15 protein-coding genes are annotated in these 14690 nt (G+C 69.9%); 3 read left to right on the top strand and 12 right to left on the bottom strand.

Going from position 1 to position 14690, the window contains the following annotated elements:
* Positions 1–12: 12 nt before the first annotated feature.
* Complete coding sequence (locus ACFU5V_RS19705; RefSeq protein WP_378431020.1) at positions 13–1758, bottom strand: proline--tRNA ligase; 1746 nt, start codon at positions 1756–1758, stop codon at positions 13–15.
* A gap of 56 nt (positions 1759–1814) precedes the next feature.
* Here ACFU5V_RS19705 and yaaA point away from each other — a divergent pair, with 56 nt between their 5' ends.
* A complete protein-coding gene (gene yaaA, locus ACFU5V_RS19700) occupies positions 1815–2558 on the top strand; it encodes a peroxide stress protein YaaA (RefSeq protein WP_378701327.1) in 744 nt (247 codons plus the stop codon).
* A gap of 56 nt (positions 2559–2614) precedes the next feature.
* On the opposite strand, the gene ACFU5V_RS19695 is transcribed toward yaaA, so the two are convergent.
* From ACFU5V_RS19695 to ACFU5V_RS19680, 4 genes are read right to left on the bottom strand one after another with little or no spacing between them, the layout of a single operon-like run.
* Positions 2615–3007: a universal stress protein gene (locus ACFU5V_RS19695; protein ID WP_378431019.1), complete on the bottom strand. Its 393-nt coding sequence runs from the start codon at positions 3005–3007 to the stop codon at positions 2615–2617.
* Positions 3004–4563 (bottom strand): tripartite tricarboxylate transporter permease, encoded by a 1560-nt coding sequence (locus tag ACFU5V_RS19690; protein ID WP_378431018.1) that lies wholly within the window; start codon positions 4561–4563, stop codon positions 3004–3006. The genes ACFU5V_RS19695 and ACFU5V_RS19690 overlap by 4 nt, the downstream gene beginning before the upstream one ends.
* A gap of 1 nt (position 4564) precedes the next feature.
* On the bottom strand, positions 4565–5104 hold the full coding sequence (locus ACFU5V_RS19685) for a tripartite tricarboxylate transporter TctB family protein (protein WP_378431017.1): 540 nt from the start codon (positions 5102–5104) through the stop codon (positions 4565–4567).
* A complete protein-coding gene (locus ACFU5V_RS19680) occupies positions 5101–6090 on the bottom strand; it encodes a Bug family tripartite tricarboxylate transporter substrate binding protein (RefSeq protein ID WP_378431047.1) in 990 nt (329 codons plus the stop codon). The genes ACFU5V_RS19685 and ACFU5V_RS19680 overlap by 4 nt, the downstream gene beginning before the upstream one ends.
* Positions 6091–6157: 67 nt before the next feature.
* Here ACFU5V_RS19680 and ACFU5V_RS19675 point away from each other — a divergent pair, with 67 nt between their 5' ends.
* Both ACFU5V_RS19675 and ACFU5V_RS19670 read left to right on the top strand, forming a co-directional pair.
* Positions 6158–7774 carry an ATP-binding protein gene (locus ACFU5V_RS19675; RefSeq protein WP_378701324.1) on the top strand — a complete coding sequence of 539 codons (1617 nt, stop codon included), beginning with the start codon at positions 6158–6160 and terminating at the stop codon, positions 7772–7774.
* Between the two features lie 30 nt (positions 7775–7804).
* Positions 7805–8479, top strand: coding sequence for a response regulator (locus tag ACFU5V_RS19670; protein WP_087555714.1), 675 nt, complete (start codon positions 7805–7807; stop codon positions 8477–8479).
* 6 nt (positions 8480–8485) lie between these two features.
* On the opposite strand, the gene ACFU5V_RS19665 is transcribed toward ACFU5V_RS19670, so the two are convergent.
* The 7 genes from ACFU5V_RS19665 to cobO all read right to left on the bottom strand — a co-directional run bounded on the left by ACFU5V_RS19665 (position 8486) and on the right by cobO (position 14689).
* Entirely contained in the window at positions 8486–8866 is a 381-nt protein-coding gene (locus ACFU5V_RS19665; RefSeq protein WP_378701322.1) for a hypothetical protein, read from the bottom strand.
* A 217-nt stretch (positions 8867–9083) separates the two neighbouring features.
* On the bottom strand, positions 9084–9455 hold the full coding sequence (locus tag ACFU5V_RS19660) for a glyoxalase superfamily protein (RefSeq protein ID WP_206005232.1): 372 nt from the start codon (positions 9453–9455) through the stop codon (positions 9084–9086).
* Between the two features lie 43 nt (positions 9456–9498).
* Positions 9499–10932, bottom strand: a complete 1434-nt coding sequence (locus tag ACFU5V_RS19655) for an MFS transporter (RefSeq protein ID WP_378701517.1) — start codon at positions 10930–10932, stop codon at positions 9499–9501.
* 101 nt (positions 10933–11033) lie between these two features.
* The gene (cobA, locus tag ACFU5V_RS19650) at positions 11034–12260 is read right to left on the bottom strand and encodes a uroporphyrinogen-III C-methyltransferase (protein WP_378431014.1); all 1227 of its coding nucleotides are present in this window, start codon (positions 12258–12260) and stop codon (positions 11034–11036) included.
* A 47-nt stretch (positions 12261–12307) separates the two neighbouring features.
* Positions 12308–12688 carry a cobalamin biosynthesis protein gene (locus tag ACFU5V_RS19645; protein ID WP_378701320.1) on the bottom strand — a complete coding sequence of 127 codons (381 nt, stop codon included), beginning with the start codon at positions 12686–12688 and terminating at the stop codon, positions 12308–12310.
* Complete coding sequence (locus ACFU5V_RS19640; protein ID WP_378701318.1) at positions 12681–14081, bottom strand: cobyrinate a,c-diamide synthase; 1401 nt, start codon at positions 14079–14081, stop codon at positions 12681–12683. The genes ACFU5V_RS19645 and ACFU5V_RS19640 overlap by 8 nt, the downstream gene beginning before the upstream one ends.
* Entirely contained in the window at positions 14075–14689 is a 615-nt protein-coding gene (gene cobO / locus ACFU5V_RS19635; RefSeq protein ID WP_378431011.1) for a cob(I)yrinic acid a,c-diamide adenosyltransferase, read from the bottom strand. Before cobO ends, ACFU5V_RS19640 begins: the two co-directional genes overlap by 7 nt.
* Position 14690: the final 1 nt, after the last annotated feature.

Below are 14690 nucleotides of genomic sequence, written 5' to 3'. Positions count from 1 at the left end.
GGGGCGGTTTGATCAGCCCCTGACGGTCTTGACGATCTCGCTCAGCGCGGACTCCGCGGCCACCTCGCGGCTCTCGCCGGTGAAGCGGTCCCGCACCTCCACCTTGCCCTCGCCCCAGCCGCGGCCGACGACCACGACCAGCGGGACACCGAGCAGTTCGGAGTCCTTGAACTTCACGCCCGGCGACGCCTTGCGGTCGTCGAGGATGACCTCGAGACCGGCCTTGTCGAGGTCGGCGGCGAGCCCCTCGGCGCCTTCCCGGGCGGTGTCGTCCTTGTTGGCGATCACCACGTGCACGTCGGCGGGCGACACCTCGGCCGGCCAGCGCAGGCCCTTCTCGTCGTGGTGCTGTTCCGCGATCACCGCGACGAGACGGGAGACGCCGACGCCGTAGGACCCCATCGTGGGCCGGACGGGCTTGCCGTTCTCGCCGAGCACGTCCACGGAGAACACGTCGGTGTACTTGCGACCCAGCTGGAAGACGTGACCGATCTCGATGCCCCGCGCCGCGACGAGTTCACCGGCGCCGTCGGGTGACGGGTCGCCGCCGCGGACCTCGGCGGCCTCGATGGTGCCGTCCGGGACGAAGTCGCGGCCCGCGACGAGCCCGACCACGTGCTTGCCCTTCTCGTCGGCTCCGGTGATCCAGCTGGTGCCGTCGACGATGCGCGGATCGACGAGGTACCGGACGCCGTTGGCCTGCAGCGCCTTCGGTCCGACGTACCCCTTGACCAGGAACGGGTTGGCCTCGAAGTCCGCTTCGGTGAGCAGTTCGAACTCGGCGGGCTCGAGCGAGGCGCCGAGACGCTTGTCGTCGACCTCGCGGTCGCCGGGGACACCGATGGCGAGCAGTTCCCACTTCCCGCCGGGCTGCCGGACCTTGACGAGGAGGTTCTTCAGCGTGTCCGCGGCGGTGACGGTCCGGCCCAGGTCGGCGTCGTTGGCCCACGCGACGAGCGTCGCGATCGTCGGGGTGTCCGGCGTGTCGTACACCTTCGCGGCGGGCAGTCCGTCGAACGGAATGGGCTCGGGAGCGAGCGTCTTCACAGCCTCCACGTTGGCGGCGTAGCCGGACTCGAGGCAGCGGACGTACGTGTCCTCACCGATCTCGCTCTCCGCGAGGAACTCCTCCGACGCGCTGCCGCCCATCGCACCGGACGTCGCCGACACGATCACGTACTTGACGCCGAGCCGGGCGAAGATCCGCTCGTAGGCGTCGCGGTGCGCCTGGTACGACTCGGTGAGGCCGTCGTCGGTGAGGTCGAAGGAGTACGAATCCTTCATGACGAACTCGCGGCCGCGGAGGATGCCGGCCCGCGGACGCTCCTCGTCGCGGTACTTGGTCTGCACCTGGTACAGGGTGACCGGGAAATCCTTGTACGAGTTGTATTCGCCCTTGACGGTGAGCGCGAACAGTTCCTCGTGGGTGGGCCCGAGCAGGTAGTCGCCGCCCTTGCGGTCCTTCAGGCGGAACAGTCCGTCGCCGTACTCGGTCCAGCGGTTGGACGCCTCGTACGGTTCCCGCGGGAGGAGTGCGGGCAGGGAGATCTCCTGCGCACCGATGCCGTTCATCTCTTCCCGCACCACCCGCTCGACCTCGCGCAGCACGCGCAGACCCAGCGGCAGCCACGAGTAGACGCCGGGCGCGATTCGACGCACGTAACCGGCGCGGACCAGCAGCTTGTGGCTGGGGACCTCGGCGTCGGCGGGGTCGTCGCGCAGCGTGCGGAGGAACAGGTGGGACAGGCGGGTAATCACGGGATACCAGAATAGTCGGCTGGGACGAGGCCGGGCGCGTCGGTAGGGTTTCGTGCGTGCTGGTGCTACTTCCTCCCTCCGAAACCAAGTCCGACGGCGGCGCCGACGCGCCCCTCGACCTGGCCGAGCTGTCCATGCCGCAGCTCACCGAAACCCGTGAAATGCTGGTCCAGTCGCTGGTCACACTGGCCGCGGACGGGGAGGCGTCGCAGCTCGCGCTCGGCCTGGGCCCCACGCAGGCCGACGAGATCGAGCGCAACGCCAAATTGTGGGTCTCCCCCACCCGGCCCGCACTCGAGCGCTACACGGGTGTGCTGTTCGACGCGCTCGACGCGAAGTCGTTCACCAGGGCGCAGAAATCCAAGGCGCTGTCCCGGCTCGCGATGGGGTCCGCACTGTTCGGTGCGGTGCGCGCCGGCGACCTGATCCCCGCCTACCGGCTGTCGGGCGGGTCGAAGCTTCCCGGGCTGAGCACCCTCCGGGCGTTGTGGAAGCCGGAACTGTCCCGGGCGATCACCGCCGAGGCGGACGGTCTCGTCGTCGACCTGCGGTCGGGGACGTACCAGCAGCTCGGACCGATCCCCGAGGCGGTGATCGCCACCGTCCTCACCGAGAAGCCGGACGGCACCCGCAGCGTCGTCAGCCATTTCAACAAACACCACAAGGGTCTGCTGGCCCGGGCGCTCACCGTGTCCCGCGCCGAACCCCAGGACGTTCGCGGGGTGGCGCGGGTGGCGGCGAAGGCCGGACTGCGCGTCGAGGTGGCGTCGGACCGCGAGCTGATCATCCTCACCGACTGACCGCCACCCGTGAGTACTTCTCAACCGCGGGCGGTTAAGAAGTACTCACGGGTGCGTCAGCGCTCGTCGGGCTTGACGGCGAGGACCGGTTTGCGGCAGGACAGCAGCAGCCGCTGGGCGGTGCTTCCCATCAGCAGCTTCCCGACGGGGGTGCGGTCGCGGATGCCGATCACGAGCAGTTCCGCGTTCGGCGCCGTCATCGCCTCGAGGATCACGTCGACGGTGTCGTCCCCGACGATCTGCCGGACCTCGTGGTCGATCCCGCTCGCCGCCAGTTTGCCTTCGAGTTCCTGCAGGTGCGCGTTGTCGGCGAACGACTGATCGGCGAGGGAGTCGCCCTTCGACGAGTTGATCACGAGCAGCGACGTTCCGCGCAGCTGCGCCTCGGCGACGCCGTGTTCGAGGGCCGCCCCTCCGAACTGGTCGGGGGTGTATCCGACGACGATCATGCGTGTGCCTTCTCTCTGGTGTCGGTGGCGTCGCCGCCGGCCGGTCCGTCGGGGAAATCGGGTGCCGCGACGGGGTAGTGCGCGCGGACGACCTTGGCGACGAGCGGTGCGATGAGGAGCACGGCGATCACGATGTAGACGATGATCGCGACGGGCTCGGTGAACAGGCTGCCCCAGTCGCCGCCGCCGAGTTGCAGGCTCTGCCGCAGTTGCCGTTCGATGCGCGGCCCGAGGATGACGCCGATGATCAACGGCAGCACCGGCAACCCGAACCTTCGCATCATCAGACCCAGCAACCCGAACGTCAGCAGCAGCGCCAGGTCGAGCCATTGCAGGTTGACGGCGAACGCGCCCAGGGCGGCGAAGAACAAAATGCCCGCGTACAGGTAGGGGCGCGGGGTGCGAAGCAGCTTCGCCCACAGCGGCGCGAGCGGAAGGTTGAGCACCAGCAGCAGGAAGTTACCGATGAACAGGCTGGCGATCAGCGTCCAGATCAGCAGCGGTTCCTTCTCGAACAGGGTCGGTCCGGGCTGGATGCCGTACGACACGAAGGCCGTCAGCATGACCGCGGCCGTGGCGTTGGTCGGCAGACCCAGCGACAGCATCGGCACGAGCGTGCCCGCCGCCGACGCGTTGTTGGCGGCCTCCGGGCCTGCGACACCTTCGATGGCGCCCTTGCCGAATTCGTCCTTGTGCTTCGACAGCTTCTTCTCGGTGATGTAGGAGAGGAACGTGGGGAGTTCCGCGCCGCCCGCGGGCAGCGCACCGAACGGGAACCCGTACGCGGTGCCCCGCAGCCACGGCTTCCAGGAACGCTTCCAGTCGCTCTTGCCCATCCAGGGCCTGCCGACGGGGATGACCTCGGCGGGTGTGCGGCGGAGGTGCGCGGCGACCCAGAGTGCCTCCCCCAGCGCGAACACGGCGACCGCGACGACGACGATGTCGATCCCGTCCGACAGCTGCGGGATGCCGAACGTGGCACGCGGCTGGCCGGTGAGGAAGTCGATGCCGACCAGCCCGATCGCGAGGCCGAGTAGCAGGGAGATGCACCCACGGAGTTTGGAAGTTCCGAGGACCGCCGTGACGGCGACGAGGGCGAGCAGCATGATCGCGAGGTACGACGGCGCACCGAGGGTGACCGCGAAACTCGAGACGGCAGGCGCGAAGAGCACCAGGAGCATCGTGCCGATGGACCCGGCGACGAAGGAACCGATCGCGGCGGTCGCCAGGGCCTGCGCGGCCCTGCCCGCTCTCGCCATCTTGTTGCCTTCGATCGCGGTGATCACCGAGGACGACTCACCCGGCGTGTTCAGCAGGATCGACGTCGTCGACCCGCCGTACATTCCGCCGTAGTAGATGCCGGCGAACATGATGAACGCGGCGCTCGGGCTGACGTTGTAGGTGACGGGCAGCAGCAGGGCGACGGTCATGGCCGGTCCGATGCCCGGGAGCACACCGACGGCCGTGCCGAGCAGGACGCCGATGCAGGCGTAGAGCAGGTTCATGGGGGTGGCCGCCTGCTCGAACCCCTGCAGCAGCCAGTTCAGATTGTCCATGTCAGAGAATTCCGTCCAGAATGCCTGCGGGCAGCGGTATTCCGAGCCCGACGTAGAACGCGTAGAAGCTTCCGAATCCGAGCACGGCCCCGATCGCGATGTTGCGCACCCAGTGCCTGCTGCCCAGAATGGTTGCGGCCCCGGCGAACAGGACGGTGCCGATGATCGCCCATCCCAGGAAGTCGACGAGCGCGATGGTCAGCACGAACAATCCGACGAGCAGACCGACCGTCTTCCAGTCGCCCGGAGAATTCGGGTCGACGTCCTCGCCGCTGTCGGCGTCCCCGGTGGAGCCGCGCAGGATCGCGACGGCGAACACCACGGACAGCACCAGCAGTCCCCCGCCGATGACGAGCGGGAACAGTCGCGGGCCCACCGGGTCCACCTTCGCGAAGCCCTCGCTGAGCGACAGCGCGTCGACGACGAGGAACACCCCGATCACGGCCATCACCGCGCACACGACGAACTGCGCGTAGTCCCTCCGCTTCGGCTTCGGCGTCGTGTCCGCGGAGACGGCCGCGGGATCTGCGGGCGCGGTCATGTCAGCCCCAATTCGGCCAGCGTGGACGAGACCCGCTCGTCCTGGTCCCGGAGGAACTGCTCGAACTCCGGTCCAATCATGAAGGCGTCACTCCAACCGTTCTTCACCAGGGCCTCCTTCCATTCCGGTGTGTCGTGCAACTTCTGAAGCGCCTCGACCATGTCGGCCTTGGCACCCTCGGACAGCCCGGGAGGCGCCAGGACGCCCCGCCAGTTGGTGAAGGTCAGATCCACTCCGGCTTCGGTGAGCGTCGGCGCGTCGACACCGTCGACCCGCTCGTTTCCCGACACCGCGAGGACCCGCACCTGGCCGGCCTCGATCTGGTCGACGTACTCGCCGAGCCCCGACGTGCCCGCGGTGATCTTCTTGCCGAGCAGGGCCGTCAGCAGGTCGCCGCCGCCGTCGTAGGACACGTAGTTCACCGCGTTGGGGTCCACGCCCACCGCGCGTGCCGTCTCCATCGGGAACAGGTGGTCGGGGCCGCCGGGCGAGGATCCGCCGCCGATGGTGATCGACGCCGGGTCGGCGCGCCACGCGGCCACGAAATCGTCGATGTTCTGAAACGGCGAATCCGCGGGCACGAGAATGCCCTCCTGCTCCTCGACCACCTTGGCCAGCGCGGTGGCATCGGAGACCCGTGCGGTGGATCCGTTGGTGTAGCCGGCGCCGACGACGCCGAGGCCCATCATCATCATGAGGTCGTCGTTGCCGGCCTCGTTCATCAGCCGGGCCATCGCCACCGTTCCACCTGCGCCGATCACGTTGAAGACCTCGACGCGGCCGGTGATGTCCTCGTCTTCCATGATCTTCACCGCGGTCCGCGCCGTGAGGTCGTAGCCGCCGCCCGGACTGTTCGGAACCATCATCCGCACCCTGTGCAGGCCCTCGTCCTCGCCGCGGGTGACCCCGCAGCCGGCCACGAGGAGGCCCACGAGCGCGAGCAGGAGCAGCGCGCGTACCCTGCTCCCGCTACCTGTTCTCGACATCGTTCCCCATTTCGCCATGAATGTGATCTTCCGCAATACTGAACCTCGGGCGTGATGCACGTCACCTATGCGAACGAAACGGAACTTAAGTTCATTGTGGTCACCACTTCATCCCCGCGTTCGTAGCCTCGCGGGCCAGGTCCTGCTTCTCCAGCTCGTCGTCGTCGCCGTCGTGCTGCTCGCGGTGGCCGCGGTGTCGGTCCACCAGTCGACCGTGGAGTTCCGCGACCTCCAGGGACAGCGCATGATCGCGGTGGCCGAGAACGTGGCGTCGACGCCGGTGGTGCGCGACCAGCTGTCGGACCGCTCGGTCGAGCGGGTGCTGGCACCGGAGGTCGATCGCGCCGTCAACCTGTCCGGCGCCACGCTCGCGGAGATCGTCGCACCGAACGGGGCGGTCTCCGTGTCGTCGGATCCGACCCGGCTCGGGGTTCCCGCGGAACTCGGGGCCAGCGACGTGATGACCGGACGCGCCTGGTCGGGCGACGTGGACGTCGACGGGCGCCGCGCCATCGTCGGGCACGTCCCGATCCTGTCCGCCACCGGGGACGTCCTCGCGGTCGTCTCCGTCAGCGACGACTACCCGTCCATCTGGGACCTGCTCAGCAGCGCGGGGGCGCGCCTGCTCCTGTACCTCGGGATCGGTGCCGGTCTGGGGCTTCTCGGCTCGTGGCTGCTGTCCCGCCGGATCAAGACCCACACCCGCGGACTCGAAATCGCCGAGATCGCAAGCCTTGCCGACCATCGCGAGGCCCTGCTGCACAGCATCCGCGAGGGGGTGGTCGCGGTGAACCCCGACGGCGTGATCACCGTGCTCAACGACAGCGCCCAGGAACTGCTCGACCTCACCGGCGACTCCGTCGGCAGGCACGTCGACGACGTCACGCTCGACCCCGCCGTCCGGCAGTACCTCCTCACCGGGGAGGACGGCCGCGACGTGGTGCTGTCGACGTCGTCGCGAATGCTCGCGCTGAGCCGTCGCGCCGCCACCAGCCAGGGCCACAAGATCGGCACCGTCACCACGATGCGCGACAGCACCGAACTGGCGTCGATGCAGAGCCAGCTGTCTTCGCACAAGAGTGTCACCGACACCCTGCGGGCGCAGACGCACGAGTTCGCCAACCAGCTGCACACGATCTCGGGGCTGACGCAGCTCGGCGACTACGACGCGGTCACCGAGTTCGTCGGCACCCTCACCCGCCGCCGGGCGGAGATCAGTGACGCTGTCACGCAACGTATCTCGGATCCTGCCGTGGCCGCGCTGCTGATCGCGAAGACGTCGCTCGCCGCCGAGACCGGGGTGTCGCTGACGCTGGAACCGGACTCACACCTGCACGCCCTCGGCCCCGAACTCGCCACCGACGTGATCACCGTGCTCGGCAACCTCATCGACAACGCCGTCGACGTGTCCGAGGGCGGCCGGGACGCACGGATCTCGATCCGGATCACCGACGACGACGGCATTCTCATCGAGGTCGCCGATTCCGGTCCCGGAGTTCCCGAGACGATGCGGGAGGAGATCTTCTCCCGCGGGGTCACCTCGAAGCCCGGCACGCCCGGTGGCCGCGGAATCGGGCTCGCCCTGGTCCGTCTCGTCAGCTCCCAGCACGGCGGGACCGCGGCCGTCTCGGACGCACCCGGCACCGGTGGTGCCTTGTTCACCGTCCACGTGCCGCGTAGCTAGACTCTCCGATCATGACGGGACGGCGTGGCGATGTATGAGGTCCTGGTCGTCGACGACGACTTCATGGTCGCGGAGATCCACCGCCGATTCGTCGACAAGACACCGGGGTTCACCACCGTCGGGGTGGCGCGGACCGCCGCGGAGGCCCTCGAATCGGTGCGCACCGGCAACCCCGACCTCGTGCTCCTGGACGTGTACCTGCCGGACATGTCCGGCCTCGACGTCCTGCAGCGACTGCGCGCCGAGGGCAACGCCGTGGGCGTCATCATGATCACCGCCGCCCGGGAGATCGACACCGTCAGCCGCGCCCTGCACGGCGGCGCCTCCGACTATCTGGTCAAGCCGTTCGACTACACGCAGCTGCAGGAGAAGCTCGAGAACTTCCGGCGCCGCGCCCGCGCCCTCGAATCACAGTCCGGCGCAGACCAATCCCTGATCGACTCCCTGTTCGGGGGCAAGGGCAAGAATCCGGAACCGAGCCGGCTCCCGAAGGGGCTCAGCGCCGAAACCGGCCGCCTCGTGCTCGACATCCTGCGGTCGAAGGGCGAACTGTCGTCGACCGAATGCGCCGAACTCGCCGGACTCTCCCGGGTCAGTGTGCGCCGCTACCTCGAGCACTACCTGTCCGAGGGGCTGCTGGAGGTCCGGCTGGAGTACGGGGGTGCGGGCAGGCCCGTGCGCCGGTACCGGCCGGCACCCCGCTGATCCGCGTCAGGATCGGGTGCAGATGCCGGGCAGCGCGAACGGTGTCGAGTCCCCGGCGCCGCGGCTCTCCGCGCGCTGCAGAAGGTTGAAGGTGGCGGCGCCGAAGGCAGGTGAGTAGGACACCGAGTCGGTGCACCCGCCGTGGTCGAGGCCCCCGACGAGGGCGACGACCCGCGGACCCGCCACCCACGGGCCACCACTCGTTCCGTCGCTGAGACCGTCGCAGACCACCGTCGGATAGCTGTCCGTCGACGTGGTCGCGGCCGTGCACGACACCGGACTGTCACCCAGCGCCGGGTAGCCGGTGACCGCCACGGTGGTCTCGGCTGCCGGGGCGGGCGCCAGTTCGAAGCCGCCACCGACCACCGCTTCGACGGGGGCGGGCACGGTGGTTCCACTCGGCGCCACCCGGAGGACGGCGTAGTCGTGCTGGGGGTCCTGCGACTCCCGCCAGCGGTGGCCGGAACCCCGGCCACCCAGGCAGCCAGCAGCAGGCCTGCTGCGACTGCCCCCATGCCGGACGTGCGGGTGGGTGTGAGCACAGGACCATCATGCTCCGCCCGGCCTGCGCGGGCGGGCCGATTTCTGCGACCCGCCGTGCCGGTCAGCCGCGTTGCGGAAGCTGCTGCAGCGCCCACTGGTTGCCGTCGGGATCGGCGAAGTACACGAAACGCCCCCATGCCAGATCCTGCACCTCGCTGACGGGCACACCGCGGGAGGACAGTTCCGCGTGGGCGGCATCGGCGTCGTCGATGACGATCTGCAACCCGTGCACCGAGCCGGGCGGGGTGTCGACCAGGCCCTCGCCGACGGCGATCGAGCAGGCCGATCCGGGCGGGGTGAGCTGGACGAACCGCACATTCTCGTCCACGCGGTGATCGTGGTCGACGACGAAGCCGACCTGGTCGGCGTAGAACGCCTTGGCCCGGTCCACGTCGGACACCGGCAGAATGATCAGCTCGATTTTGTAGTCCATGACCGGATGCTAGCGACGGTCTCCGGTCACCGGGCCGAAACGCTCACGCCTGCTGCGCGGCCTTCTCGGCGGCCTGCGCCTGCGCGACCTGTTGCGGGGTGAAGCGGATGAACAGCGCGGCGAATCCGGCGATGAGGGCGCAGCCGGCGCTGCCGACGAGGGCGAAGGTGTACCCGTTGCCGAGTGCCTCGAGTTGCGCCGGATTCATGTCCGCGACCTTGCCGGAGATGCCGCCGAGCGACAGGGTGCGCGACGTGGCCATCGCCCCGATGACGGCGAGGGCGAGGGGGCCGCCGAGGGTCTGCGCCACCTGCGCGATGGCGGCGAGCGGCCCGATCTCGGTTTCCGACACCCCGGCGATGGCGCACAGCGGGAGCGGGACCACGGCGAGTCCGACGCCGAACCCGATGCCGACGACCGGTACGAACAGGTTGGCCAGATAGGTGGCGGAACTGTCGAGGGTCGACCCGTAGAGCAGCCCGACCACCATGATCGTGGCGCCGGCGACCACCAGCCACCGCGGCTGGATCCGCACGGCGAGCTTGGACGCCACCGCGGCCGCGCTCCCGAGGCCGAACGCGAACGGGATGAACGCGAGGCCCGCCTCGAGGGGGCTGTAGCCGAGGATGTCCTGGACGAACAACGCGACGAACGCGGCGACCGTGAACATGACGGCACCGGCGAAGAAGATCGCGACGAGCGTCGCCACCCGGTTCTTGTCGTGGAACAGCGAGAACGGCAGCAGCGGGTTGTCGGCGGTCCGTTCGACGTACAGGAACGCGCCGAACAGCAGCAGCCCGGCGATGAGCGCGCCGATTACGTACGGACTCCCCCAGCCGAGTTCCGGGCCCTCGGTGAGCGCGAACACCACACCAGTCGCCGCGACCGTCGCGAGGACCGCGCCGGGAACGTCGAGGGCCAGGCGTTCGCCCGCGGTCTCCTTCAACGCCACGAACGCGCACCCGACGATGACGACCCCGATGGGCACGTTGATGAGGAAGATCAGGCGCCACGACACCTCGGTGAGGGCGCCGCCGATGATCAGGCCTGCGATGGACCCGATGCCCGTCATGGCCGCGAAGATCGCGATGGCCTGGTTGCGTGCGGGTCCGGCCGCGAATGTGGTCGCGACCAGGGCCAGCGCCGTCGGCGAGGCCACCGCGGCGCCGACGCCCTGCAGGAACCGGGCCGCGATCAGCATGAACTCGCCCACCGCGAGACCGCACAGCAGCGAGGCGATCGTGAACAGGGCGACACCGCCGACGAACATCTTCTTCCGGCCGAACGCGTCACCGAGCCGTCCGCCCAGCAGCATGAGGCCACCGAATGCGAGCGCGTACGACGTAAGCACCCAGTTGCGTCCGCTGTCGCTCAGACCCAGGTCGGCCTGCAGCGGCGCGAGGGCCAGGTTCGCGACGGTGCCGTCGAGGACCACCATCATCTGCAGCCCGCTCAGCACGACGATCGCCAGCCCCATCACGCGGGTGGCGGCGGGCGGATTCACCGTGGTTCTCGCCGCAGACTGGTTCGACGCCGGCGCGCCTTCGGGTACTCGGGATTCAGACACGGGGGTTCACGTTACCCAGCGTCCACAGAAAACCCGGCCACGGGCCCGATGACCACGATGGCGGGGGGACGGATCTGCTCTTCCTTGACCCGCGCGGCGACGGTCTGGAGATCGGCCCGCACGGTGCGCTGCGTCCGCAGCGTGCCCTCCTGGATCACCGTGACCGGGGTGTCCACGGGACGCCCGCCGTCCATCAGGACGGTCGCGAACGCCTCGATGCGTTCGACGGCCATCAGCAACACGATCGTGCCCTTCAACCGGGCCAGCGCCGACCAGTCGACGAGGGAATCCGGGTGGTCGGGGGCGACGTGACCGCTGACGACGACGAACTCGTGGGTGACGCCCCGGTGGGTGACCGGGATGCCGGCGGCCGACGGCACCGAGATGGCGCTGGTGATGCCGGGGACGACCGTGACGGGCACACCTGCCGCGGCGCACGCCTCCAGTTCCTCGTAGCCGCGCCCGAACACGTACGGGTCGCCGCCCTTGAGCCGCACCACGAACTTGCCGGCCTTCGCGCCGTCGATGAGGGCGGCGTTGATCGCCTCCTGCGCCATCGCGCGGCCGTACGGAATCTTCGCGGCGTCGATGACCTCGACGTCCGAGCCCAGTTCGGCGAGCAGTTCCGGCGGGGCGAGGCGATCGGCGACCACCACGTCGGCGCGGGCGAGCAGTCGACGGCCGCGCACGGTGATGAGGTCGGGGTCGCCGGGACCTCCGCCGACCAGTGCGACGCCGGCCGCAGGCGACTCGGCGGTATCGGCGACCGCACCGGATTGCAGGCCCTCGACGAGGGCCGTGCGCACGGCCGCGGACCGGCGGTGGTCGCCGCCCGCCAGCACGCCGATGCTCATTCCGTCGTAGCTCGCGCTGGCCGGGGTGACGGCGGTGCCGTAGCGGGCGTTGTCGGCGCGGACGCAGAAGACACGGTTCCGTTCGGCCTCGGCGACGATCGCCGCGTTGGTGTCCGGCTCGTCCGTGCACGCGATGGCGTACCAGGCGTCGGCGAGGTCGCCGTCCCGGTACTCGCGAAGTTCCACTGTGATCTGTCCCGCAGTGGCCATTCCCTCGACGGCCGGCGTGACCGCGCGGCTGATCAGGTGGACCCGTGCACCCGATGCGATCAGGAGCCCGAGCCTGCGCTGTGCGACTGTTCCGCCACCGACCACGACCACACGACGATCGGCCAAATTGAGTCCGACCAGGTAGTTGGTCTCGTCTCCGGTGGCAGCAGTCACGCGCTCTCCCCGTTTCTCCTGAAAATCCTGCACGGCTCGTCTCGAACCTACGAAACTTTACGGGCTGCCGCGACGACGACGCCATTCGCGGACCACTTGGTCACCATCAGCGGCCCGCCGCCCGCGCCGAGCACGGCCGCCGCTTCCGCGACGCTCGGCGATCCCGTCGCCGACTGCACCCGGTCCGACGGGTTGGCGACCTCGACGGCGGCCAGGTCGGCCGCGGCGAATCCGCGGACGGGGACGCCCAACTCCGACGCGGCGTCCAGCAGGGCCGGTTCCGCAGCCTTGCGGTCGAGGGTGCACAGGCAGTCCAGAGCCCCGTCCGACACGTGGTTCGCGGCGGCCAGCACGTGCAGGACGGCGGCGACGATGTCGGCGCCGTCCGCCGCCGCGCGGAACCCGACGCCGACGCAGACGTCAGCCATGCGCGGCGAAGGTGCGGGCCGCGGCCACGAAACGGGCGATCGCCGCCGGGTGACCCGCAGGGTGGGTGTGCAGGTACGAGGCGTGCACACCGCCGCGCACGAAACCTTCCCGCGCAGGGTCACCGTCCCAGGGGCGCCACCCCCACGCGGGTGCGAAGCCGTCCGCGCCCGCCGCGGCGAGGGACGTGCGATGGAACTCGTGGCCGACCACCCGCTCACCCGCCGCGAACAGGGTGGAGTCCGTCACCGCCACCGCCTCGCGGTACCCCAGTGTCAGGCGAGACCCGAACGAGGCGTCGACCCCGACCACGGAGGCCATGTGATGACCGTCCAGGCTGCGCGCGAGGTAGAGCAGACCGGCGCATTCGGCGTGGATCGGTGCCCCCGCGGTGGCGAGTGCGCGGATCTGCGCCAGGAGCGCCGTGTTCCCGGCGAGCTCGACGGCGTGCTCCTCGGGGAAACCACCGGGCAGCACCACGCCGCTCGCGCCGGGCGGCAACGGGTCGTGCAGGGGGTCGAAACAGGTCACGTCCGCACCGGCCGCGTCCAGGAGTTCGCGGTGCTCGGCGTACCCGAACGTGAACGCCCGGCCGCCGGCGATCGCCACCGTGGGACGCGGGCCGGGCGGAATCGGTCCGACCTCCGCGGCGGGATCCCACACCGGGCCGCCGACCGCCGAGGACGCGAGTGCGCGGATGGCGGTGAGGTCGAGGTGGCGGGCGGCGAGGCGGGTCATCGCGGCCACGGCGTTCACGGCGTCGGCGCCGTGTTCGGCGGCCGGGATCAGCCCGAGGTGACGCGAGGGGACCTCCAGTTCGGTCATCCGCGGCACGGCGCCGAGCACGGGAAGCCCGACGCGCTCGCACGCCTGCCGCAGCACCTGTTCGTGGCGCGGGCTGCCCACCCTGTTGAGGATCACCCCGCCGATGCGGACCCCGGAGTCGTACGTGGAGAAGCCGTGCAGGACCGCGGCCAGACTCTGACTGTGGCCGCGCGCGTCCACCACCAGCACCACGGGGGCACCGAGCAGCGCGGCCACCTGGGCCGTCGACCCCTCGGCCGACGGCTCGTGGGACGCGGCGTCGATCTTGCCGTCGAACAGCCCCATGACGCCCTCGACGACCGCGACGTCGCACCCCGAACTCCCGTGCCGGTACAGCGGCGCGATCCTCTCCGCGCCGACCATCACCGGGTCGAGGTTGCGTCCCGGGCGTCCTGCCGCGAGCCCGTGGTACCCGGGGTCGATGTAGTCGGGGCCGACCTTGAACGGGGCCACCGCGCAGCCGGACTCGCGCAGGGCCCCGACCAGACCGGTTGCGACGGTGGTCTTTCCGCTGCCCGACGCGGGTGCGGCGATGACCACCGCGGGCACCGAGGGGAGGGCGGTCACCACTCGATGCCTCGCTGGCCCTTTCGGCCGGCGTCCATCGGATGCTTGATCTTGGTCATCTCCGTCACCAGGTCCGCCGCGTCGATCAGCGCCTGCGGGGCGTCGCGGCCCGTGATCACCACGTGCTGGTTGCCCGGCCGGTTCCGCAGGACCTCGACCACCTCGCCGACGTCGACCCACCCCCACTTCAGGGGATACGTGAATTCGTCGAGCACGTAGAAGCGATGTTCCTCGGCACCCAGTCGGCGCGCGATCTCGGTCCACCCCTCGGCGGCCGCGGCGGCGTGGTCTTCCTCGGTGCCGTGCTTCCGCGTCCAGGACCAGCCCTCGCCCATCTTGTGCCATTGCACCGCCCCGCCGACACCGGTGTCGTCGTGCAGTTGGCCGAGGGCGCGGAACGCTGCTTCCTCCCCCACCTTCCACTTGGCGCTCTTGACGAACTGGAACACTCCGACGTCGAATCCCTGATTCCAGGCACGTAGTGCCATGCCGAACGCGGCCGTCGACTTCCCCTTGCCCGGTCCGGTGTGGACCGCGAGCACGGGAGCGTTGCGCCGTTGACGCGTGGTGAGGCCGTCGTTCGGAACGTTCTCGGGAACACCCTTGGGCATG

The organism is Rhodococcus sp. NPDC057529, assembly GCF_042802055.1.
Lineage (GTDB): Bacteria > Actinomycetota > Actinomycetes > Mycobacteriales > Mycobacteriaceae > Rhodococcus_F.
This window is presented reverse-complemented; position numbering and strand designations above follow the sequence as displayed.

Coding starts and splice junctions, on each gene's coding strand:
- ACFU5V_RS19695 (WP_378431019.1), bottom strand. CDS start 3,007: ATGATCGTCGTCGGATACACCCCCGACCAGTTCGGAGGGGCGGCCCTC.
- ACFU5V_RS19690 (WP_378431018.1), bottom strand. CDS start 4,563: ATGGACAATCTGAACTGGCTGCTGCAGGGGTTCGAGCAGGCGGCCACC.
- ACFU5V_RS19685 (WP_378431017.1), bottom strand. CDS start 5,104: ATGACCGCGCCCGCAGATCCCGCGGCCGTCTCCGCGGACACGACGCCG.
- ACFU5V_RS19680 (WP_378431047.1), bottom strand. CDS start 6,090: ATGTCGAGAACAGGTAGCGGGAGCAGGGTACGCGCGCTGCTCCTGCTC.
- ACFU5V_RS19675 (WP_378701324.1), top strand. CDS start 6,158: ATGCGAACGAAACGGAACTTAAGTTCATTGTGGTCACCACTTCATCCC.
- ACFU5V_RS19670 (WP_087555714.1), top strand. CDS start 7,805: ATGTATGAGGTCCTGGTCGTCGACGACGACTTCATGGTCGCGGAGATC.
- ACFU5V_RS19660 (WP_206005232.1), bottom strand. CDS start 9,455: ATGGACTACAAAATCGAGCTGATCATTCTGCCGGTGTCCGACGTGGAC.
- ACFU5V_RS19655 (WP_378701517.1), bottom strand. CDS start 10,932: ATGGGGCTGGCGATCGTCGTGCTGAGCGGGCTGCAGATGATGGTGGTC.
- ACFU5V_RS19645 (WP_378701320.1), bottom strand. CDS start 12,688: ATGGCTGACGTCTGCGTCGGCGTCGGGTTCCGCGCGGCGGCGGACGGC.
- cobO (WP_378431011.1), bottom strand. CDS start 14,689: ATGCCCAAGGGTGTTCCCGAGAACGTTCCGAACGACGGCCTCACCACG.